General features: G+C 66.1%; 18 protein-coding genes. 12 read left to right on the top strand and 6 right to left on the bottom strand.

From position 1 onward, the window contains the following. Positions 1-27 precede the first annotated feature (27 nt). Positions 28-1,266, top strand: coding sequence for an MFS transporter (locus WC815_13575; GenBank protein ID MFA5909803.1), 1,239 nt, complete (start codon positions 28-30; stop codon positions 1,264-1,266). A 3-nt stretch (positions 1,267-1,269) separates the two neighbouring features. Here the strand turns inward: WC815_13575 and WC815_13570 are convergent, their stop codons facing one another. Beyond that, the gene (locus WC815_13570) at positions 1,270-2,643 is read right to left on the bottom strand and encodes a pyridoxal-phosphate dependent enzyme (protein ID MFA5909802.1); all 1,374 of its coding nucleotides are present in this window, start codon (positions 2,641-2,643) and stop codon (positions 1,270-1,272) included. Positions 2,644-2,663: 20 nt separating this feature from the next. Next, positions 2,664-3,248 (bottom strand): Uma2 family endonuclease, encoded by a 585-nt coding sequence (locus WC815_13565; GenBank protein MFA5909801.1) that lies wholly within the window; start codon positions 3,246-3,248, stop codon positions 2,664-2,666. Positions 3,249-3,390: 142 nt separating this feature from the next. On the opposite strand from WC815_13565, the gene WC815_13560 reads away from it, so the two are divergent. The 8 genes from WC815_13560 (at position 3,391) to WC815_13525 (ending at position 11,914) form a co-directional block, all read left to right on the top strand. Then, positions 3,391-3,528: a hypothetical protein gene (locus tag WC815_13560; GenBank protein ID MFA5909800.1), complete on the top strand. Its 138-nt coding sequence runs from the start codon at positions 3,391-3,393 to the stop codon at positions 3,526-3,528. A 12-nt stretch (positions 3,529-3,540) separates the two neighbouring features. Continuing rightward, positions 3,541-4,017, top strand: a complete 477-nt coding sequence (locus WC815_13555) for a cytochrome c oxidase subunit II (GenBank protein ID MFA5909799.1) — start codon at positions 3,541-3,543, stop codon at positions 4,015-4,017. Further along, the gene (locus WC815_13550) at positions 4,014-5,633 is read left to right on the top strand and encodes a cbb3-type cytochrome c oxidase subunit I (GenBank protein MFA5909798.1); all 1,620 of its coding nucleotides are present in this window, start codon (positions 4,014-4,016) and stop codon (positions 5,631-5,633) included. Before WC815_13555 ends, WC815_13550 begins: the two co-directional genes overlap by 4 nt. A gap of 8 nt (positions 5,634-5,641) precedes the next feature. Next, positions 5,642-6,265: a Rieske (2Fe-2S) protein gene (locus WC815_13545; protein MFA5909797.1), complete on the top strand. Its 624-nt coding sequence runs from the start codon at positions 5,642-5,644 to the stop codon at positions 6,263-6,265. Then, on the top strand, positions 6,262-7,311 hold the full coding sequence (locus WC815_13540; GenBank protein ID MFA5909796.1) for a cytochrome bc complex cytochrome b subunit: 1,050 nt from the start codon (positions 6,262-6,264) through the stop codon (positions 7,309-7,311). The genes WC815_13545 and WC815_13540 overlap by 4 nt, the downstream gene beginning before the upstream one ends. Positions 7,312-7,323: 12 nt before the next feature. Further along, positions 7,324-8,967: a multiheme c-type cytochrome gene (locus WC815_13535; GenBank protein ID MFA5909795.1), complete on the top strand. Its 1,644-nt coding sequence runs from the start codon at positions 7,324-7,326 to the stop codon at positions 8,965-8,967. Beyond that, a complete protein-coding gene (locus WC815_13530) occupies positions 8,964-11,321 on the top strand; it encodes a molybdopterin-dependent oxidoreductase (protein ID MFA5909794.1) in 2,358 nt (785 codons plus the stop codon). Before WC815_13535 ends, WC815_13530 begins: the two co-directional genes overlap by 4 nt. 68 nt (positions 11,322-11,389) lie before the next feature. Continuing rightward, positions 11,390-11,914: a hypothetical protein gene (locus WC815_13525; protein MFA5909793.1), complete on the top strand. Its 525-nt coding sequence runs from the start codon at positions 11,390-11,392 to the stop codon at positions 11,912-11,914. A 388-nt stretch (positions 11,915-12,302) separates the two neighbouring features. On the opposite strand, the gene WC815_13520 is transcribed toward WC815_13525, so the two are convergent. The 3 genes from WC815_13520 to WC815_13510 form a co-directional block, all read right to left on the bottom strand. Next, positions 12,303-12,947, bottom strand: a complete 645-nt coding sequence (locus WC815_13520; protein ID MFA5909792.1) for a hypothetical protein — start codon at positions 12,945-12,947, stop codon at positions 12,303-12,305. 91 nt (positions 12,948-13,038) lie between these two features. Further along, positions 13,039-16,251: a hypothetical protein gene (locus tag WC815_13515; protein ID MFA5909791.1), complete on the bottom strand. Its 3,213-nt coding sequence runs from the start codon at positions 16,249-16,251 to the stop codon at positions 13,039-13,041. A gap of 54 nt (positions 16,252-16,305) precedes the next feature. After that, entirely contained in the window at positions 16,306-16,893 is a 588-nt protein-coding gene (locus tag WC815_13510) for a UbiX family flavin prenyltransferase (protein MFA5909790.1), read from the bottom strand. 72 nt (positions 16,894-16,965) lie between these two features. Between WC815_13510 and WC815_13505 the strand changes: the two genes are divergently transcribed. Further along, positions 16,966-18,069: a hypothetical protein gene (locus WC815_13505; GenBank protein MFA5909789.1), complete on the top strand. Its 1,104-nt coding sequence runs from the start codon at positions 16,966-16,968 to the stop codon at positions 18,067-18,069. Here WC815_13505 and WC815_13500 read toward each other — a convergent pair. Further along, complete coding sequence (locus WC815_13500) at positions 18,047-19,276, bottom strand: cytosine permease (GenBank protein ID MFA5909788.1); 1,230 nt, start codon at positions 19,274-19,276, stop codon at positions 18,047-18,049. The genes WC815_13505 and WC815_13500 overlap by 23 nt on opposite strands. Positions 19,277-19,424: 148 nt before the next feature. Between WC815_13500 and WC815_13495 the strand changes: the two genes are divergently transcribed. Then, positions 19,425-22,259: a TonB-dependent receptor gene (locus WC815_13495; protein MFA5909787.1), complete on the top strand. Its 2,835-nt coding sequence runs from the start codon at positions 19,425-19,427 to the stop codon at positions 22,257-22,259. 17 nt (positions 22,260-22,276) lie between these two features. Further along, on the top strand, positions 22,277-23,182 hold the full coding sequence (locus tag WC815_13490; GenBank protein ID MFA5909786.1) for a DUF1028 domain-containing protein: 906 nt from the start codon (positions 22,277-22,279) through the stop codon (positions 23,180-23,182). Positions 23,183-23,202: the final 20 nt, after the last annotated feature.

Here is a 23,202-nt window from a genome sequence, read left to right as displayed (position 1 = left end):
GCGCATTCTACTCGTATGCTATTGGCCATGTCGCAGCCGTGGTATCGCGAGGTCAGCCGCCAGCAGTGGAAGACGTTTCTCACCACCTTCGCGGCGTGGACGCTCGACGCCTTCGATTTCACCATCCTGACCTTCGTCCTGATCGACATCCAGCGGAGCTTCGAGGTCAACCGCGCCCTGGCCGGCCTGCTCGGCACCGTGACCTTGCTGTTTCGGGTGTTCGGCGGCATTGGCGCCGGCACGCTGGCGGATCGCTACGGACGCAAGGGGCCCATCCTCTTCTCGATCGGGTGGTACACGGCGTTTGCATTCCTCAGCGGCCTGTCAACCAGCTACGTGATGCTGTTCGCGTTCCGCGGGCTGTTTGGCATCGGCATGGGCGGCATGTGGGCGGCGGGCATGCCGCTGGCGCTCGAGCAGTGGCCGGCGAGGCATCGCGGCATCGCCTCGGGGATCCTGCAGGGCGGTTACTCGTTCGGCTTCCTGCTGTCGTCGCTGGTGTATCAGCTCGGCTATCCGATGATCAGCGACCGGCCCGAGTGGGCGTGGCGCATCATGCTGTGGGCCGGCGTGATCCCCTCCATCGCCGTGTTCGGCCTGATGTGGCGGGTGCCGGAGAGCCCGGTGTGGGTCGAGCGCCGTCGCCAGATGAAGGAGCAGGGGCAGGCCACCCGCAGTTCGCTCGCGCGCCTGTTCGACAAGGACGTGCGGTGGGCGACCATTCACACCTCGCTGCTGATGGGCGGCTTCGTGTCGATGTACCAGTCCACCACGTTCTGGTATCCGACGTTGCTCGGCGTGTTGAAGCAGCAGCCGCTGGCGTTCCTGCTGCTGCTGAATGCGGGCGGGTTGATTGGATCCGTGGCGCTGGGCGCGCTGTCAGAGAAGTGGGGAGGCCGCCGCGGCGCCGCCACGCTCGGCGTCGTGCTGGGCCTGCTGGCCGCGCCGATGTTCCTGTTTGCGTCGAGCGCGTGGGCGCTGCTGCTTGGCGCCTGGTTGATCGGCTTCTTCGCCTCGGGGGCGTGGGGCATCGTGCCGGGCTACCTGTCGGAGCGGTTCCCGACCGAGGCCAGGGGCGTCGGCACCGGGTTCACGTATCACGTCGGGGTGGGCATTGGTTCCTTCGCGCCGTATTTGATCGGCGCGCTGCAGGACGGCGGCACCGACCTCAGGACGGCGATGCTCACCTGCATCCTGTCGGCCGGCGTCGTGGTGGTCGTGCTGCTCTGGCTGGGCCCCGAAACCCGTGGCCGCAAGCTGGAATAGGTCCTACGCCAACGCCTTGATGATGTCCCAGCGCGTGATGATGTAGGTCGCGTCGAGCTTGAAGTCCCTCACCAGCACCGCTGGGCTCTCCGGCGTGAGCATTGCCGCCAGCGCGTCCACGCTCGTCGAGATGTCGGCGAAGGGAATGGCCGGCTGCATGATCGTCTCCACCCGGCCGTGCAGGACGTCCGGGTTCTTGACGATCGCCGAATACAGGTAGCCCTCGTTCACCGACCCGACGAGGCGCCCGTCCGCGGTGACGGGCAACTGCGAGTAGGCGTGCTCGGTCAGGATGTGCGCGGCCTTCTCGACGGTGTCGTTGCGATCGACGGTCGTCAGCGGCGCCTTCTGCCGGTTGGCGACGAGGTCGCGCGCGGTCAGGCCCTTGCGGTCGATGAAGCCCTTTTCGCGCATCCAGTCGGGGTTGTACATCTTCCCGAGATAGCGCGTGCCGTGGTCGTGGAAGATCACGACCACGGTTTCGCCCGGCTTGAACCGATCGGCCAGCTGCAGCAGGCCGGCCATCGCCGATCCCGCCGAGTTGCCGGCGAAGATCCCTTCCTCGCGCGCGATGCGGCCGGTCATGATCGCGGCGTCGCGGTCGGTCACCTTCTCGAAGTGATCGATCAGGCTGAAGTCCACGTTCTTGGGCAGGAAGTCTTCGCCGATGCCTTCGGTGATGTACGGGTAGATCTCGTTCTTGTCGAAGACGCCGGTCTCCTTGTACTTCTTGAACACCGACCCGTAGGTGTCGATGCCCCAGGCCTTCACCGACGGCTTCTGCTCTTTCAGGAACCTGGCGGTGCCGCAAATGGTGCCGCCGGTGCCGACGCCGACCACCAGGTGATCGATCTCGCCGCCGGTCTGATCCCAGATCTCGGGGCCGGTCTGCTCGTAGTGGGCCTGCGCGTTCGACGGGTTGTCGTACTGGTTGGCCTTCCACGAGTTGGGCGTGTCGCGCTCGAGCCGCGACGACACCGAGTAGTACGACCGCGGGTCTTCCGGATCGACGTCGGTGGGGCAGACAATCACCTCGGCGCCGAACGCCCGCAGCGCATCCACCTTTTCCTTCGACTGCTTGTCGGTGGTGGTGAACACGCACTTGTAGCCCTTGATGACCGCGGCAATGGCCAGGCCCATGCCGGTGTTGCCGGAGGTGCCTTCGATGATGGTGCCGCCGGGCTTCAGCTTGCCCGCCTTCTCGGCGTCTTCGATCATCTTGACCGCCATGCGGTCCTTGATCGAGTTGCCGGGGTTCACCGTCTCGATCTTGGCGTAGACATCGGCGGCGACAATCCCTTTCGGAATGCGGTTGAGGCGGACCATCGGCGTGTCGCCGATGGTCTCGAGAATGTTGTTATAAAGCTTCTTGGGCACGCCTCTCCATCATAGCCGGTTCACCAGCCGGTGAGCACCTCCGGGGAAATGCCGAAGAAGGGCAGCACCGTGGATTCAATTCGCTCGACGCCCCGATAAGTCTGCCGCGACCGGACCCCGCCGTTGGCCAGTTGCAGCACCTCGATCTCGCGCGTGAGCTGGTGCACGAGCCAGCATTCGCGTACGCCGTACTCGCAGAACCACTCCACGCGTTGCTGCAGGTCGCCGATCCGAGGATTCGGCGACATCACCTCCAGCACCAGGTCGGGCGCGCCCCAGATCCGGTCGGTGATGATCTCGCGCCGCTTGTTCGAGATGAAGAACAGGTCGGGCTGGGCAACCAGCGCGCGGCTGGGATCGAGGATGACGTCCAGCGGCGCGATCCAGATCGAGCCGAGCCGGTGCTGGCCGACGAAGACGCGCAGCAGCACCGCGATTTCCAGCAACAGATCCTGGTGGCGCGGCGACGGCGATTCCGCCAGGTGCACCGTGCCGTAGATCAACTCCTGCACGCGGAGCGTCTCCGCCGTCTGCAGGTATTCGCTGGTGGTCAGGATGTCGCCGTCACCCGGCAACTGCCCAAACACAGAGGGTCGTTCGCTCATGACTCGTCCTCCCATGACGACGACGATGCCATCGTCCAGAGCAGGGCGCAAGAGAGCAGGAATTGCGTACTCGATCCAATGGAGGGCATTACAAATCACCTATTGAATCGTGGATGGACGTGTGTCACAACGTGGGCTGCAGATGAGTACTGGCGACGAACCTTCAGGTGATGCGGGCCCGCGGGGCACGGTGGTCATCGTGGCCGTGTTCGGGGCGCTGGTAGTGCTGGGCTGGCTCCTCATGTTTTTCGGGTTGTTCGTGCCGCGAGGCACGCATTGAAGGCCGTGGCCGATGCACGTTGACCGATACGAGCGCTACTGGATGTGGGCCGCCTCCGGCATGCTGGCGCTGTTCCTCGGCGCTATCGTCCTGACCGCCGTGTCGGGCTCGGCGCATCCCCCCAGTCACGTTGAAACCGTGAATCCCGACACGCTCAGCGCGGCCGGCGAGTTCGCGACCCCCGGCGTGACGGTCGGTCCCGACGGCGGGGTCACGGTCGTGATGCGCGCGGAGTTCTATGTGTTCCGTCCCGAAGTGATCCGCGTGCCGGCCGGCACGCCCGTGACCTTCCGCATCACCAGTCCCGACGTCCTGCACGGGTTCATGATTGTCGGCACCAACGTCAACCTGACCGTCGCGCCCGGCTACGTCAGCGAAGTGACGACCACGTTTGCGCGGCCCGGCGAGTATCTCGTGGTCTGCAATGAGTATTGCGGCCTCGCCCACCACTTGATGCAGGGCAAGGTCATCGTGGAGGGCGCGCCATGACGCCCGCCACGCGGCTGGTGCTGTCGAACCTCTGGGTGGCGATCACCGCTTTCGCCCTGGGCGCGATGATGGCGGTGATGCAGGCGGTGTCGCGGACGGGCGTACAGGTGCCGTTTGGGTCCGCCCGCATGTATTACCTGTCGGTCACGGCCCACGGCGTGCTGGAGGCGCTGGTCTTCACGACGTTCTTCATCATGGCGATCGGCTACCTGGTGGCCGAGACGACACTTGGGCGCGTGGTGGGCATGGCCTGGGCCTGGGCGGGCTTCTGGGCGGCGCTGGTCGGCACGGTGATCACGACGCTGGCCATCCTGTCGGGCACGAGCACCGTGCTCTACACCTTCTATCCACCGCTGCTTGCGCATCCCGCGTTCTACGTCGGCGCCACGCTGCTGGTGGTGGGGTCATGGGTCTGGTGCGGCGTGATGATCGGGAGCTTCCGCGCCTGGCGGAAGGCGAACCCCGGCGCCCCCGTGCCGCTGCCCATGCACGGCATGATGACCACGGTCATCATCTGGATCCTGGCCACCACCGGCTTGGCGGTCGAAGTCCTGGTCCTGATCCTGCCATGGTCGTTCGGGCTGGTCCCGCGGATCGATCCGATCATCGCGCGGACCTACTTCTGGTGGTTCGGGCATCCCTTGACTTACTTCTGGCTGCTGCCCGCCTACGTGCTGTGGTACACGGTGATTCCGCGCGTGGCGGGGGGCAAACTGTTCAGCGACGCCCTCACGCGCGTGGTCTTCGTGCAGTTCATCCTGTTCTCGACGCCGGTCGGGTTGCATCACCAGTTCACCGACCCCGGCATCGCCAGCGGCTGGAAGCTGGTCCACACCTTCACGACCTACGCGATCATGTTCCCGAGCCTCATTACCGCCTTCACGGTAATCGCCTCGCTCGAAAACGCCGGCCGGGCGCGCGGCGGCACCGGGCTGTTCGGCTGGATCCCGCGGTTGCCGTGGCGCGACCCGTTCTTCGCGAGCGTGGCCCTGTCGATGGTGACGTTCGCCCTGGGCGGCTTCGGCGGCGCCATCAACGCCGCCTACGCGATGAACGCGATGGTCCACAACACCGCGTGGATCCAGGGGCACTTTCACCTCACTGTCGGCACCGCGGTGGCGCTGACGTTCATGGGCTTCACCTACTGGGTGCTGCCGCGCCTCACCGGGCGTGCCATCGTCTGGCCGCGGGTCGCGATGGTGCAGCCCTACCTGTGGTTCGTCGGCATGCAGTTCTTCAGCATTCCCAACCACATCGTCGGGTTGATGGGGATGCCGCGGCGCGTCTATACCGGCGAGTACCAGGATGTCGCCGCCGCGCAGTCCTGGATTCCGTTCACGAACCTCTCGGCGATCGGCGGCGTGATCCTGTTCGTGTCGGCGATGTGTTACGTCGGCACGATCCTGATGACCATGCTGGTGTCGCCACGCGGGGAGATGGCGCCCATCGAGTACGCCGAGCCGATGTCGCCGCCCGAACCCGGGCCGTCGATCTGGGATCGCCTGGGCCTGTGGACGGCCGTGGCGGCGGTGTTGATCCTCATCGTCTACGGGCCGCCCCTCTACCATCTCCACACGATGGCGCGCTTTCCGTCACTGGGGTTCTCTCCCTTCTAGGGCACGCCATGGCTGACCAACCAGCGTCTCACCACGTTCACGTCGACCCGCCCGAACTGCCGGGTCGCCGGACGTTTGCCTCCACCGTGACGATGGTCGCGGGCCTGGTCGGCGGCTACGGTCTGTTTGCGTGGATCGGCGCCCGCTTCATGCTGCCCGCCCGCACCGGGCAGATGACGCAGCTGTTCGTCGCCGGCATCGACGACATCGCCGTCGGCGGCACCCTGTTGTTTCGCACCCCCGACGGCCGCACGGTGAACATCACGCGGCGCGAGAGCACCGGCCGCGCCGGCGATTTCGTGGCGCTCTCCAGCACCTGCCCGCATCTCGGTTGCCAGGTAGGCTGGGAAGCGCAGAACAATCGCTACTATTGCCCGTGCCATGGCGGCACCTTCGATCCGTCCGGCAAGGGCACCGGCGGACCGCCGGGCGACGCCGGTCAGTCGCTGCCGCGGTATTCGCTGGCCGTGCAGAATGGCCTGCTCTACATCGACGTGCCGACGGAGCAGTTATCGGTCCCCCGGCAAGCTGGAATCGTCCACCTCGCGACGCCGCAAGGGCCCGGACACGATCCCTGCCTGGCGTGCCTGAAGAAGGGGCGCGGCCCCGCGGGGCCGGAGGCGCCGGCATGAGCACCCGGGAAGAGTGGATCGCCGAACGGGTGCCGGTTTCGCTCGAGGCCGTGGCCGCGATGTCGAACGAGCCGGTGCCGTACCACCTGAAGCGGTGGTGGTTCGCGCTCGGCGGCACGCCCGCGTACCTGTTCGTGATCCAGATTGTCACGGGCATCCTGCTGGCGTTCTACTACCAGCCGGCGCCGACGACGGCGTACGAGTCGATTCGCTACATCACCGAAGACGCGTCGTTTGGCTGGTACCTCCGCGGCCTGCACAAGTGGGGCGCCACGTTGATGATCGCCGCGGTCGTGATGCACCAGATGCGCGTCTTCTTCACCGGCGCCTACCGCCGGCCGCGCGAGCTGAACTGGATGATCGGCATGACGCTGCTGGTGTGCACGCTGATGCTCGGCTTCACCGGCTACAGCCTGGTGTTCGAGCAGTTGAGCTATTGGGGCGCGACGGTGGCGGCCAACATCAGCGACACGGTGCCGATCGCCGGGCCGTTCATGAAGCAGGCGCTGCTGGGCGGGGAGATCTACAACGACCGCACGCTGTCGCGGTTCTTCATCCTGCACGGCGCCGTGCTGCCGGTGCTGCTGATCCTCGTGCTGATGATGCACATCGGCCTGGTGCGGCTGCTCGGTGTCACGCAGCTCAGGTTCGAGGGCGAGGGCGACGCGCCCGTGCGTCATTTCAACTTCTTCCCCAGCCATTTCTACACCGAGATGATCATCGGCCTGACGCTGATGATCCTGCTGAGCGCGCTGGCCACCCTGCTGCCGGTCGGCATGGGGCCGCGCGCCGACCCGCTGGTCACGCCGGACGTGATCAAGCCGGAATGGTTCTTCTACGTGGCGTTCCGCTGGCTCAAGCTGTTCACGGGAATGACCGCGGTGCTCACGCAGGGACTGATTGTCTTCGTCATGTTCCTGTGGCCGTTCATCGATGACTGGCTGGTCCGCAAGTTCAAGTACGCGGATATCAGCGTGTGGCTAGGTGTAGTGGGTGCCTTGACGATCATGGGCTTCACGATGTGGGAAGCACTCGTCGCGCATTAGGGATAACTGGACATGACACTCGATCAAAAACGCTGGGTGATTGGCGGCCTGGGATTCCTGTTCCTGCTGTCGCTGGTCGCGGTGCAGTGGCTGGAGGTGTCGCGGCGGCGCCACGAGGAGTCCGGCCGCCGGGGCGGCACCGCCGCCAGCGTGCCGGCGGCCTCCAGGCAATGCGTTGACTGCCACACCCAGGTCTCGACCGGCATCGTCGATCACTGGAAGGGCTCGATCCACGCCGGCAAGGGCGTGGCGTGCGTCGACTGCCACAAGGCCGAGGCCAGGGACGCCGACGCGTTCTCGCACTACGGCCAGCAGATCGCGACGATCGTGACGCCGCGAGACTGCGCGCGCTGCCATCCCACCGAGTCGGCGGAGTTCGCGGTGAGCCACCACTCGAAGGCCGGCAACATCCTCGCCTCGCTCGACAACTTCCTGGCCGAAACCGTGGCGGGATCGCGCGTGCCGTTCAACCCGCACTCGCCGACGCCGGGCAGGGCCGTCAACGTGGTCAACGGCATGGCGCCCGCCAACTCGGGGTGCCAGCAGTGCCACGGGTCGCTGGTCGGGTTCCAGGCCAACGACGGCGGCGTGGTCACCGTGCGCGACCTCAAGCCCGACGACAAGGGCCAGCCCACCAACCTCGATGCCGTCGGCCGCATCGTCCGCAACGAGAGCGGCAAGCCGCTGCTGAGCAGCACCAGCTGGCCCAACACCGGGATTGGCCGCATCAACCTCGATGGCTCGCTCGGCTCGTGCGCCGCCTGCCACAGCCGTCACGACTTCTCGGCCCGGCGCGCGCGCCAGCCCGAGAACTGCGGCAAGTGCCACCTCGGGCCCGACCATCCGCAGAAGGAGATCTACGACGAGTCGAAGCACGGCGTGGCGTTCCGGGACCAGATCGACCTGATGAACCTCGACGCGAAGCCCTGGGTGTTGGGGCGGGACTACAGCGCCGCACCGACCTGCGCCACGTGCCACATGGGCGCGAACATGCGGAACGGGATGAAGGTCACGCACGACCCCGGCGAGCGCATCTCCTGGACCAACCGGCCGACGGTGAGCCTGGTCATGGACACCGACGCCAACCACGCGGTGGTGACCGAAACCGATCCGGAGAAGCGCCGGGCCGCGATTGCCGATACCTCGGAGGCCAAGCGCAACCGGATGAAGCAGGTGTGCTCCGCCTGCCACACGCCGGACTACGTCAACCTGTTCTACCGCCAGTACGACGACGTGGTGATTAACTTCAACGAGAAGTTCGCCAAGCCGGGCCAGGCGATCATGTCGGCGCTGACCGCGAACGGGCTGCTCACCAAGACGCAGTACGACGAGCAGATCGAATGGACCTGGTATTACCTCTGGCACCACGAGGGCCGCCGCGCGCGCATGGGCGCGTCGATGATGGCGCCCGACTACACCCAGTGGCACGGCATGTTCGAGGTGGCCGAGCGCTTCTACATGAAGCTGATTCCCGAGGCCCGCGCCATCACCGCCGCGGCGTCGCGCGGCGGTCGCGCGCAGGGCGCGCGCGCCGCCGATGCCGTGATCGACGAGATCCTGCGCCGGCCCGAGCACCAGTGGCTGCTCAAGGGCGCCGAGCAGCAGGCTGACGAGATCACCAAGGAAATGCAGCGGCGCTACGGACCCACGCGATGACCAAAATCAAACGGCGCACTTTCCTGAAAATGGCCGGCGTCGCCGTGCCGGCCGTGGCCGCCTATTCATGCGCCGACCGCGATGAGGCGGAGCGGCTGATGGCCAACGCCAATCCCATCGACCGCGCGTCGGTGACGTGGTCGAAGGCGCCGTGCCGCTTCTGTGGCACGGGCTGCGGCGTGATGGTTGGCGTCGAGCAGGGCCGGGTCGTCGCCGTGCGTGGCGACGAGGCGAGCCCGGTCAATCGCGGCCTGCTGTGCGTCAAGGGGTATCACCTGCCGGGCCTGCTCTACGGCGAAGACCGGCTTCTGTACCCGCAGAAACGCAACGCCGATGGCTCGTTCAGCCGCATCTCCTGGGATGAGGCGCTCGACCTGATCGCGAGCAAGTTCAAGGACGCCCTCGCGCAGCACGGGCCCGAGGCGGTGGCCATGTATGGGTCGGGGCAGTGGACCGTGTTCGATGGCTACGCCGCGCTCAAGTGGGTGAAGGCCGGCCTGCGCAGCAACAACCTCGAGCCCAACGCGCGGTTGTGCATGGCGAGCGCGGTGTCGGGGTTCATGACGCAGTTCCAGAGCGACGAGCCGATGGGCTGCTACCAGGACCTCGATCGCGGCGACGACTTCGTGCTGTGGGGCAACAACATGGCGGAGATGCACCCGGTGCTCTTCAGCCGCATCCTCGAGACCAAGCGCCTCAAGCCCGCCACCCGCATCGTCGACATCGCCACCAGGCGGACGCCAACCACCGACTACGCCGACCTGCACGTGCTGTTCAAACCGGGCACCGACCTGGCGCTGGCCAACGGCATCCTGCACCTGCTGGTGGCACAGGGCCGCATCAACAAGGCCTTCATCGACGAGAACCTCGTGTTCCGCCGTGGCATCGAGGATGTGAAGAAGATCGGCTACGGCTGTTTCGACGAGCAGGCCGAGCGCTACACCTTCGAGGACGAGGCCAGGCCGAGCTCGCTCGACGAGTTGTCCACCTTCCTGCGGGACTACACGCCGGCGAAGGTCAGCGAGATCACCGGCGTGCCGGTCGAGCAGATCCACGCCCTGGCCGCCATCTACGGCGACCTGCCGCGCGGCACCGTCAGCCTGTGGTGCATGGGCGTGAACCAGCACACGCGCGGCACCTGGATGAACAACCTGATCACCGACCTGCACTTGATCACCGGGAAGATCTGCCGGCCGGGGGCGAACCCGCTGAGCCTGACCGGGCAGCCGAGCGCGTGCGGCACCGCTCGCGAGGTGGGCACCAGCTTCAACCGGTTGCCGGCCGACATGGTGGTGACCAACCCCGCGCATCGCGCCGAGGCCGAGCACATCTGGAAGCTGCCGCCGGGCACCATTCCGTCGAAGCCCGGGCACCACGCGGTAGACATGTTCCGCGCCCTCAAGCGCGGCGAGATCAAGGCGATGTGGATCCAGACCACCAATCCCTGGGTCACGCTGCCGAACCGCTCACGCTTCGATCGCACGCCGAACGACGGCAAGTTCATCGTCGTCAGCGACATCTACCCGACGCCGACCACGGCCATGGCCGACCTGATCCTGCCCGCCGCGGCGTGGGTCGAGCGCGAGGGCATGTTCGGCAACACCGAGCGCCGCACCCAGCACTGGGACAAGATGGTCGATCCGCCGGGCGAAGCGCGCGAAGACGCGTGGGCGATCATCGAAGTGGCCAAACGGATGGGCATGGGGAACCTGTTCCCGTGGCCCGCCGACGCCTGGCACGAGCCGATGTTCGAGGAGTACCGGTCCTTCGGCCTCGGCCACGGCAAGGACCTCGCCAGCTACGCGCAGCTGCGCGAGACGCGCGGCATGGTGTGGCCGGTCGTCAACGGCAAGGAAACGTTCTACCGCTATACCGCCGGCTACGACCCCTACGTCAAGAAAGCCACGGGCGCCCATTTCTACAAGGCCGTCGGCTACGGCGAGAAGGCGGCGTTCTGGCTGCGACCGTACCATCCGCCGGCCGAGTCGCCCGACAAGGAGTTCCCGTTCTGGCTGACCACCGGTCGCGTGCTCGAGCACTGGCACACCGGATCGATGACCCGGCGCATCCCGCAGCTGCACCAGGCGGTGCCGGCGGCCTACCTCGAGATGAACCGCGCCGACGCGGAAGAGATGAGCCTCAAGAAGGGCGATCGCGTGAAGATTGTCAGTCGCCGCGGCAGCCTCGAACTGGTGGTCGAGGTTGACGGCCGCGGGCGTCCGCCGCGGGGCAGCGTGTTCGTGCCGTTCTTCGACGAGGCGAAGCTGATCAACCTGGTCACCCTCGACGCGATGGACAACATCAGCAAGCAGCCGGACTACAAGAAATGCGCGATTCGCATCGAGCGCGCGTAGGCCGCAGATGATGCGGATTTACCAGGGCCGCAGATGACACAGATGACGCAGATCTGGCAGGGCCGCAGATGACACAGATGACACAGATGTTGCGTGCCGGTGCTCTCGCGCTGCTGTCGGTGACGCTGCTGGCGGGCTGCCGGGATGCGGCCCCGGCGGCCGTGGCGCGGTCGATCGAGGTGCGGGCCGCCGGCCGCGCCTACGACGGCGCGCCGCCGGTGATTCCGCACGCGCTGATTGGCGAGTGCTCGACCTGTCACGATGATGGCGGCAGCGAGATCGCGGGCATTGGCGTGGCGCCGGCGTCGCCCCATGGGAGTGCCGCCGCGGCGGGGTTGTTCAGGCGTTGCCGGCAGTGTCATGCGCCGACAGTGACGTCAGCGGTGATGGTGGCGTCGCGGTTCAGCGGCCTGCCGCAGGGGCCGTGGAAGGGTGGCCGCGCCACACCCGGTGCGCCGCCGACCATTCCGCATACGCTGCAATTACGGGAGAACTGCCTGACCTGCCACGCGGGTCCTGCGTCGAGAGTGGAGATCCGGACGACGCATCCGGAGCGAGCGCGCTGCCGCCAGTGTCACGTTCCGCAATACTGATCTTGTGATCTTGTGATTTGGTGATTTGGTGATCTCGCGATTTGGTGACCTCGCGCGGTAGCCGGTCAGTGTGCCCGGCGATCGCGTCGATGAAGCGCGTCGCGGGCCTTGTCGACATCCTCCGATCTCACCAGGAGCTCGGCTCCACTGAGCGCCGGGTACATTCCGCCCGCATTGTCAGCGCTAATCATGGAGTCGATTCCCACCTCATCCAGAATGCCCTTGGCTATCTGAGCATCTGCGGTGGAGCGGAATGTCGAGATGGTGATCAGATTTGAAGAACTCACAGCGGCACTTCCCGTTTTGGAAAACCGACCACACGAGCTGCAGACCCGCGACTGCCAAATCTCCAAATCTCCAAATCTCCAACTCACAAAATCGCGAAATCCTAGTTCGTGCACCTTGCGTTGCTATATCCCGACCTGAACGCCGTCACCGTTCCAGCCGCGGCATCGAACCGGTGACGTGTGACGCACGCTGTGTCGTTCGCCAAGAGGTGGATCGAGACCGACGGAGCCCTCGAGACGGTCTTCACGTAGTGGATGTCGTCCAGCGGCGGCAGCAGCGTGTAGAACTCCCCGCGCTTCACCGTCTGCTTGCGCGCAATCTCCAGGCTCGCCTTCGACTCGTCGTGCCCGTCGTCCAGCCGGCGATACACGGTTTCTGACTGCATGCCGCGATAGACGCCGATCAGGCCCCAGGCAAGGTGATCGTGAATGGGCGTTTCAGCGCCCGCGGGGATGACGAGCGAGAACAAGCAGAGCGATCCGTCTTCGGCGCGATAGAGGGCGTACTGGCCGATGCCGCTGCCCATGCCGCTCTTGAGGTCAGGCTCGCCGTAGGCCTTCGGCAGCCAGCCATCGGCGGCGAGCAGCCTGCCGAACGCCGGCCGCAGCGCCTCGACGCGCGCGGCCGTGTCGGGGATCTGGCCGGTCAGGAGCCTGGTTTCATCGACGAGCGCGCGAATCTCCGGCGCGTCAACGAGAAAGCCGAAGTCCTTCGCATGCGAGTGGGGCTGACCGAAATCACACATTGCGAACTCTGATCTCGCGATCTGGTGATTTGGTGATGTTGCGATTTGGAACCCAAATCACGCGATCACCAAATCACCAAATCACCAAATGTTACGACCCGCCGAGCTTCTTGAGCTGCGCCTCGAGCGCGGCCAATTCCTTGACGAGATCCGCGTAGCGGTCGTAGGCATCCTTGCCGACCTTCTGGTCCGCCTGCGTGATCATGCGCTGCACGTTGTTCAGCTGCGAGATCAGCATGCCCTGCGTGTAGATGCCGGGCGTATCGACGACCTTGGCGTAGAGGGCCTGCAGCTCGTTCTCGTACTTGGTGCCGGCCACCGTCGCCCCGGGCGCCGCCGCGCTGAGCTGGGGCTTGAGGCCGGCCTTCTGCATGGCCTGTTCGATGCCCTGCTGCAGCTTGCGCGCGTCGCTGACCGCGTCGCGCACCTGCAGCTGGAACTTCACCTGCTCGGCAATGTCGCCGTCGGTGACGCCGTCGCCGGCCACGCGCGGGTCGGACTTCAAGTCGAACGTGCGGGTGATGGCCTGGCCGCCGGCCGTCAGGCGGACGCTGTACTTGCCGGGAGGGACCATCGGTCCGCCGGGGCCGCCTTCGGGCGCGTTCGGCGCCCAGGGGCCCGCGTAGCGGAGATCCCACGTGATGCGCTGCATGCCCGCCTCGGCGCGGATGCCGGCCGTGCTGCCGCCGCGGAAGCGGAACCCGCCGCCACCGCCGCCGGCGATCTCCGAACCGGCGCTGCGCGGCGCCAGCACATTCCAGGTCTTGAGGGCACCGCCCTTGGCATCGAGAACCTCGAGCTTGGTATCGGCGCCCGGCGCGTTGGCGAAGTAGAGGTCGAACTGCGCGCCGGTCATCGGGTACTCCGGCTCGTTCGGCGATGCCGGGGCCGTGCCGTTGCGGAAGCGCGTGACCTCGCGCGGCTGGAAGAGGGCCACCGCCGGCAGGGATGCTCGCGCCGCCTGTTCCAAGTCGGTCCGGCTAAAGCCGGACGCTACAAACACGCCGCCGTCGTGGCCGCCGGTCGCGCCAGGCGCCGCGTTGGCGAGCGCCGCCAACTGCTGCAGCGGCGTGATGTTGTCCATGATGTAGGCCGAGCGGCCCATGGTCGAGATCACCAGATCGTTACGGTGCACCTTGATGTCGGTGACCGGCGTCGCCGGCAGGTTCTGCTGCAGCGGCTGCCAGTTTCTGCCGCCGTTGAACGACACGAAGAAGCCGAACTCGGTGCCGGCGTAGAGCAGGCCGGCCTGCTTCGGGTCCTCGCGGACCACGCGCGTCGGGTGATCGATCGGGATGCCGTTGGTGCCGTCGGTGAGCAGCGTCCACGACTCGCCGTAGTTGTCGGTGCGATAGATGTAGGGCTTGAGGTCGTGCTCGCGCATGAAGCGGTAGGCGGCGATGTAGGCGCGACCTTTGACGAAGGGTGAATCTTCCACGGTCTGGATGCGCGCGCCGACCAGCTCCTTCGGCGTCACGTTCTTCCAGGTCTTGCCGTTGTCGCGGGTCACGCTCACCGGGCCGTCGTTGGCGCCGACCCAGATCACGCCCTTCTCGAGGCGCGACTCGATCATCGAATAGATCGTCGAGTAGACCTCTTCACCGGTCACGTCGCGCGTGATCGGGTTGCCCGAGACGATCTGATACTGCGGCTCCTTGGCCGTGAGGTCGGGGCTGATGACGTCCCACGTCACGCCCTCGTCGATCGAGCGGTGCAGCACGTGCGATGCCTGGTAGATCACCCGCGAATCGTGGGGCGACACGTAGACGACGGTCTGGCGCGGGAAGCGGAACTTGATGTCATCCGGATCGTGGCCGTAGCGGTTCTGCGGGTAGACCCAGTAATGCTTCTCCTGCCCGGTCACCGTGTTGTAGCGGCCGACTTCGCCCTTGCAGGCGCCCCACACCACCTTGCCGTCCGGCTTCGGCCAGATCTGGCCGGTCTCGCAACCCGAGGCCTGAATCCAGCCCTGGGCCGGATGTTCGAAGCCCCACGACACCGGCGGAATGCTCGGGATGATCAGCGTGGAGTTGTCCTGCTGCGGCATATAGAGGCGGTAGGGGTACTGCTCGTCCACCGCCACCATGTAGTACTCAGCCGTCGGCTGGTTGAGGATCGACGACCAGCTCTTGCCGCCGTTGAGCGTGACGTTGGCGCCGCCGTCGTTCACCTGCAGCATGATCTGCGGGTTGTCGGGGTTGAGCCACACGCCGTGGTTGTCGCCGTGCGGCGTCTCGATCGAGGCGAAGGTCTTGCCGCCGTCGGTGGACTTGTGGAACCCGAGCTCGTTGACGTAGACCTCGTTCTCGTTCTTCGGGTTGACGTTCACGTAGTGGAAGTAAAACGGCCGCGCCCGCAGCCGCTGGCTGCTGTTGACCAGCGCCCACGTCTCACCGGCGTCGTTCGAGCGGTAGAGGCCGCCCTGGTTGCCGGGCGCCTCGACCATCGCGTAGAGCACCCGCGGGTTGCTGCGGGCGATCTCGATGTCGATCTTGCCGATCAGGTCCTTGGGCAGGCCGTTGGTGATGTGCTTCCAGGTCTCGCCGCCGTCACTGGACTTGTAGATGCCGCCTTCGCTGGCCGGTCCGCCGCTGATGATGTCCCAGCCCTTGCGGAAGCCCTTGTACATCGCCGCGTAGAGGATGTCGGGGTTCTCCCAATCCACCTCGAGGTCGCGGCCGCCGGTCTCGTTGTTCACGAACAGCGTCTTCTTCCAGGTCTTGCCGCCATCGGTGGTCTTGAAGATGCCGCGTTCGTCGTTGGGCCCGAACGGCGAGCCGAGCGCCGCCAGCCACACCGTATTGGTGTTGAACGGGTGCACCTTGATGCCGCCGATCTGGCCGGAGTCTTTCAGGCCCATGAACTCCCACTTCTTGCCGGCGTCGGTGGACTTATAGACGCCGCGGCCGATGATCACGTTGGAGCGGATGGCGGCGCTGCCGGTGCCCACCCACACGTGATTGGGATTCGAGGGCGCCACGTCGATCGATCCAATCGACCCGGTTGCGATCTGCCCGTCGCTCACCGGCACCCACGTGATGCCCGCATCCTCGGTCTTCCAGACGCCGCCGCCGACGCCGCCGAAGTAAAAGGTGTAGGGCTGCTGCCGCACGCCGGAATAGGCCGTGACGCGCCCGCCGCGGGTGGCGCCGACACTGCGCCACTTGAGGTCCTTGTAGGCGTTGAGCGGGACCAGCTGATTGGGCTCGCCCTGGGCATCGACCTTCGGTGTCGAGCCGGACGAGAAGACCAGGGCCGACAGGGCAATGGCGCTGATCGCGCGGGCAAGTTTCAAGTACTTCATGGGGTCAACCTCTGCAGGGACGAAGACGGGTAATTGAGAAAGAGTATAGCGGGACTATTCGCTGCCGCCCAGTCCGGCCCAGCGCTTTGTATCCACGTGAATCCCAAGCTGATCGAGCAGGCGAATGACGGTGTAGTTGACCATCTCGTCGATGGTCGCGGGCTTCGCGTAGAACGCCGGCACGGGCGGCGAGATCACCACGCCCATGCGCGACAGCTTGAGCATGTTCTCGAGATGGATCTCGCTGAGCGGCGCCTCGCGCACGGCGAGCACCAGCCGGCGGCGCTCCTTGAGCACGACGTCGGCGGCGCGGTGGATGAGGTGGTCGCCGAGGCCATGCGCGATGGCGGCGAGGGTGCGGACGCTGCACGGTGCGATCACCATGCCCATGGTCACGAACGAGCCGCTCGAAATCGACGCGCCCTGGTCGGTGGGCGGATGCACGACGTTGGCGAGCGCATTCACCTGCTCCGGCGTGTAGCTGGTTTCCAGTACGAGCGTGCGGGCGCCCCAACGGCTCATCACGAGATGCGTCTCGATGCCGGAGCCCTGGAGCATTTCGAGCAGCCGCACGCCGAAAATGGAGCCGCTGGCCCCGGTGATGCCCACGATCAGGCGTCGAGGAGTGTCGGTGGTCTGCATTGTTTACGCCGTTGTAGCAAATGTAACACTCGCGTAACCCGCGCCGGGGCGGCTTCAGGCACTATATCTTCAGTGATTAGACACACACTCGTCGCCGTTGCCCTGCTGGCCTGCTTCCATCCCACGCCGGCCCGGGCCCAAGGGAATGTTCCGGCTCAAGCCGGGCTCAGCACGCAGCAGGCGGCCAAGCCGCCGGCGTCGCCCGCGCCGCCCATCCGGCGCTGGCTCGACGTGCAGCAGATCAGCCTGGCGTCCCGCTTCCGCTGGTACGAAAACAGCGCCGGCCGCGTGACCTCGAGCTCGCTGCAGTGGCAGACGCAGCTGCGCGGCCGCTTCCTGTTCGACAAGGCCGGGCGCTACCACGTGGCGGCGCTGGCCTCGACCGGCGCGACGTTTCCATCCAGCTGGAACAACACGGGCGTCGGCCTCGGTAATTTCGCGCATCCGTTCAATGTCAAGCAGCTGTTCCTGTCGGCCGAGCCGGTGAAGGGCCTCGAGTTCCAGGCCGGCGGCCTCTTCCTCAATCGCGGCGAGATGGCCGAGCACATCACCTACGACAGCGACACCTACATCGTCGGCGAGCGCGTCACCGTGAGGCCGCCGAAGGGCCACATCACGCAGTTGTCGGCGACGGCCGGTTATTTCGGCGACTTCCGGGAGGTCAACGTCTTCAAGCGCCTTGATCGGATGTCGGAATACAACTACGGCCAGGCGCTGGTCGGTTTCAGTCTCGGGAGCCGCGCCGCCGCCTCGGTGGACTACACCCGCGAGGCCGGCCGCGACATCCTGCGGCAGGGCGTCAACTTCAAGATGCCGGCGTCGGTGAAGGTGCTCACGCTGGTCAAGCTCGAGGCCTACGAACGCGTGTCAGACCAGACCGGTAAGGGATTCAACGCGTCGGCCGACCTGCGATGGAAGAAGCTCCAGGTTACCGCCGGCGTGATGTCCGTCGATCGTCTGTATGCCCCCGTTGGCGGTCCGTACAACGGCGACCGCTACGAAATCGGCACGCGCTGGTACTCGATCGGCACCTACGCGGTGACGCCCGAGTTCTCGCTGGGGTGGTTCCAGGGCGAGGCGTTCAACACCTCGTTCCCCATCCCTCTCAAGCACCGCTTCGACATCATCGCGTCGTTCAACCCGACGGCGCGGCTCAAGCGCGCTGGAATCTTCTGATCACGACGTAGGCGATCATCGAGGTGGCCAGCGCCGGCAGCGTGGCGCCGATCGGCGCGGCGAGCTTGTAGGCGGCGAACCCGAGTATCCAGGCCGCCACGCCGGCGATGTTGAACGCGGGCATGACGGCGGTCTGGTAGACCGCCGCCACGTCCACTTTCGACCTCAAGACCACGAAGTGGGCGAGGAAGACGCCGCCCACGGGGACGAGCACCGACCCGAGCAGCACCATCAGGTCCGCGAACCGCGTCAGCCAGCCGGATGAAACCAGGCCGAGCGCCGTGCCGATCAATCCGATCACCCACACCGACCCCTTGCCCGTGGACTTCGGCGACAGCGTGCGCCAGGCCAGCGACGACAGGTAGATGTTCACGAAGTTGGTGGATACCGTGGCCAGCGCGATCAGCAGGGCCGTCCACCAGCCAAGACCCGCGGCCGCGAGCATGGTCCCCGGATCGTCGCTGCCGGCGATGCGCGCGAGGTTCCAGCCGACCGGCATGAGCCAGAGTGCCGGCACCGCCAGCCCCGCGAACACGGCGGTGGCGCCAGCCCGCGCCGACCGCGTGTAGCGCGAGTAGTCCGCGAACATCAGCAGCCACGACACCTGGTAGCCGAGCACCACGTCGAGGCCCCACAGCAGCGGCGGGGCAGGCTCTGCGCTCGCGATCGCCGCGGCAGGCGTCATGGTGAAGGCGGCATAGGTCAACATGGCGCCGGCCATGGCCATGAGCGGCACGGCGATGCGGTCGGCCTGGCCGACCGCGCGAGGCCCTCGCGCCACGATCACGGTGGCGGCCACGCCCAGCGCGGCAGCCCAGAGGCGCGCACTCGCCGGTCCGCCCAGGATCTGCGCGCAGACCGAGGCGGCAATGGTGTTGTTGACGGCGATCCAGGCGAAGTTGGTGAGGTAGAGCAGCCCTGACACCACCTGTGCCCCACGGAACCCAAGCGGTGCGCGTGCGGCGATCATCGACGGCACGCCGAAGCGCGAACCGACCGGTGCCAGTAGCGCGACCAGCAGTGACCCGAACACCGCGCCCGACACCACCAGCAGCATGGCGTCGTTGTCGCCGTAGCGAGTCGCGAGCACCGCGCCGGTCTGCAGCGTGGTGGCCACGACGTTGGCCGCCGCGAAGATCAGGAAGAGGTCGAACGCCGGTTGCGTGCGCTGTGCATCGGGGATGGGCGAGAGGTCAGCGGCGTCCATGGCAGGGGCGGGCAGTATATCGGGCCTGTGTTCGCCCGTCATCACCGTGCAGGCGGCTCCCGGGTTCTCTGCTATCCTGCGCGCCTGATCGGGTGGCGCCAGGTTCGGGGAGGGGATAGCGATGATCTTGAAAGCGTTCAGACTTGTCGTGACGGCAGGCACCATTTTGCTCGCGGCGCTGCCAGCCGCGTCGCAGTCAACCACCGGTACGCTCACCGGGCGGGCGCTCGACACCAGCGGCGGACTGCTTCCGGGTGTTGACGTCAGCATCTCGAGCCCGGCGATGATCGGCGGGCCGCGGCAGGCGGTCACCGACGCGCTCGGGACCTTCCGCTTTGGTCAGTTGCCGCCCGGGACTTACCAGGTGAAGTTCCAGCTGCCCAGCTTCCGCGTGCTGACCGTAGACGGCGTCGCCGTGAACGCGGGCGCCACCGCGACGGTGAACGGTCCGCTTCAGCTCGAGACCCTGGCCGAGTCGATCATCGTCACCAGCTCGACGCCCACCATCGACCTGCAGTCGACGACGGTCGGTGTCAACTGGAGCGAGGAGCAGATGGAGAACCTGCCCTACGGCCGTGGCATTCGCGGCCTGGCCCGGCTGGTTCCCGGCCTCTCACCCACGCAGTTCGACGTCGGCGGCAACACCGTCGGTGGCTCCACCACCACCGGCGCGCGCTCGTACGGCCGCACCGGCGGCGAGCTGATCAAGTTCGACGGCGTGGTCTGGGACCAGTTCTTCGGTGACTACAACACCTACGATCAGGTGCAGGTGTCGGGTGCCGCCAAGGGCGCCGAGTCCCAGAGCCCCGGCGCCACGCTCAGCTTCGTGGTCAAGTCGGGCAGCAACAGGTTCAGCGGCGCCTACCTGCTGGCCTGGCAGGACGGCGCGTTCCAGGGCAACAACGTCACCGCTTCGCTGCGTCAGCAGGGATTCGACCCGGGCAACAACAAGTTCACCCGCTACAACGACGTCAGTCTTGACCTCGGCGGGCCGATCATGCGCGACAAGCTGTGGTTCTACGCCGCCTATGGCTACAACTACTCCGGCCTGTTGATTCCCGGCTTCGTGTCGGAGAAGACGAAAGAGCAGGTGGAGTTCTTCACGCGCCTCGACAACCCCACGCTGAAGCTGACCTACCAGTTGTCCAAGAACAACAAGCTGGAGCTGACCGAGCAGATCAATCGCAAGTGGCAGCCGTACCGGAATGCCAGCACCTTCCTGCCCTCGGAAGCCACGCAGAACCAGGTCGCCTGGACCCAGATCGGACCGGCCCTGAAGTTCACGCGCATCATGAGCCAGAGCATGACGTTCGACGCCAGCTTCAATCGTTCCGGCTACTGGTGGCCCGACTATGCCTGGACCGACGACGTCAGGCGCACGGATCTCACGACCACGCACACCCGCGGCGCGTTCCTGGAGCTAAAACGTGAACCGGTGAGGTGGGGATGGAACGGCACCTGGGCGTGGTACCGCACCATTGGCAACATGAACCACGAAATCAAATCGGGGGTGCTCGGGTACAGCAGCACGAACTACGTCGAGAACTACGGCTACCCGAACCAGCAGATCTACCGTTATCGGAGCCTGCCTGGCGACAGCGACTTCTTCTTGCGCCCCGACTCCGTGCAGGTCTTCGAGTATCCCAACAACACCAACGCCGGCATTCGCTACAACTCGTGGTACGCCAATGACAGTGTCAATCTGACGCGCCGGTTGACGCTCAACGCCGGCGTCCGGTTCGATCGGTATTCGTCGTGGCTGCCCGAGCAGGGCAACCCCGGCACCGGACCGTTCGCCACCGCCAGGGTGTATCCGGAGAACAAGAGTTTCCCGACCTATAACGCCTGGTCACCCCGGCTGTCGATGGTCTACGACGTCACCGGCTCGGGCCGCGTCGCGATCAAGGCCAGCTACGGCCGCTACGCGGCCAACGGCTCCGGCGTCAACGCGGCGTCCGGGCCGGTGGCGAACTCGGTGAACCCGGCCTCGACGCTGATCTCGACCTACACCCGATGGGACGGCAGCATTCCGTACACGCCGGTGACGGCCAACCTGACGGGCGTGACCGGTCAGGGCCGCGACAGCCGCCTCGACCCTTCCCTCAAGGGCGAGTACCTCGATGAATACACCGGCGGCGTCGATCTCGGCTTCGGCCGCGACATGTCGGTGCGCTTCAACGTGGTCCGCAAGGGCGACTATCGCGGCAGCAAGGAGCTCAACGTGGCGCTGCCCTTCGAGGCGTTCACCGACATGGCGACCGGAATCGACCCCGGCCGGGATAACGTCGCCGGCACGGCCGACGACGGCACGGTGCAGGTGTGGTCGGTGCCGCGGTCGTACCCCAGGTTCGGGCAGGTGCAGTCGCTGTTCACCAACGCCGCACCGGGCGAAGGCGACGACCGCTTCACCGCGTTCGAAACCACGTTCAGCAAGAGCCACACCAACGGTTGGTCGCTGCTGGCGTCGTATCAGATCGACAGGCGTGACCTGAAGAACATTGCGCCGCGCAATCCGAACGAGGCTAAGTACGGAGTCGTCTTGGCCGGCACGACTGGCACTTGGGAATTGCCTGAGACTTACCAAGGTGTCCGCCTCAGCGGCACGGTCAATCTGCCTTGGAAGATGCTGGCGTCCTCGACCTTCACCGCCCAGCAGGGCGAGTACTTCAACCGCGTTGTTCAAGTGCGGAACGCGCTCAACGCTCTCGTCGATGTCACGGTTGAGGGTCACGCGGGACGCTACGACTGGGTCAGGCTCTCGGACCTGCGGCTGTCGAAGAGCATCGGCATCCGGCAAGGACACTCGTTCGAGGCGATGTTCGACGTGTTCAACCTGTTCAACTCCAGTGTGGTGCTGCGGCGCGTGACCACCAACGGCCCGAACTACAACAAGCCGCTGTCAACCGGGGGTATCGACGCCGCCTCGGCCAACCCGATTCCCGCGGCTCGGGTATTCCGCATCAGCGGCCGCTATCGCTTCTAAGGGAAATGAGTCCACAGATGAACCGCATCCTCCTCGCTCTGGTCTTCACGCTGGCGGCTCACGCCCCGGCCTTTGCCACCTGGTCGGTGATCGCGGTTGACGCGAAGACCGGCCAGGTCATCATCGCCTCGGCGACGTGCGTGCGGCAGCAGGGGTTCCCCCAGCGCAAGCCCAACCCGTCGCGAGACCTGATGGACGTGCAGGCGGTGATCGTCCCCGGCGTCGGGGTGGCGGCCTGCCAGGCCGGGGCCGACAACACGCGCGAGAACCAGATGCTGGTCTACGCCGAGCTCAAGAAGGGCACGCCGCCCACGAAGATTCTCGAACTCCTCAAGCAGCATGAAGCCGGGCGCAAGCCGGAGGACCAGATGGAGCGCCGGCAGTTCGGCATCCTGGCAATCCCGGATGGCAAGCAGATCACCCCGCAGAACAACCGGGCGGGATTCAACGGCGCCAACAACTCGGTGTCGTCATTGTATTTTGGCGGCCGGGTCGGTGACATCCATTACCAGGTGCAGGGCAACACTTTGCTTGGTGACGCCGTGGTGCACCAGGCGGCGTTGGCGTTCACGCGTGCGACGGGCACCATGGCCGACCGGGTGATGGCCGCCATGGAGGCAGCGGATGCCAACGGTGGCGACCACCGCTGCAACTGCGGCGTGAGCGTGCTCGATTTTGTGCCGTGCGACAACAAGACCGCGCATGTCGCCTACATCGCGATCGCCGAGAAAGGCGACGTGGCCGGCGCGACGCACAATGACGGGCAGTACTCCGCTTACCTCAGCGTCACTGACGACAGCACGGTGAAAGGCGAGAGCGGCAACCCGGTGAAGACGCTGCGCAAGCGATACGACGCGTGGAAGAAGGCCGGCTCACTCCGCACGGGAGCGATGCCGCCGTCACCCTACAAGGGGCAGAACTAGCCCACCGCTGCCCGCCCGCC

It is taken from the genome of Vicinamibacterales bacterium, from assembly GCA_041659285.1.
Taxonomy (GTDB): domain Bacteria; phylum Acidobacteriota; class Vicinamibacteria; order Vicinamibacterales; family UBA2999; genus 12-FULL-67-14b.
This window is presented reverse-complemented; position numbering and strand designations above follow the sequence as displayed.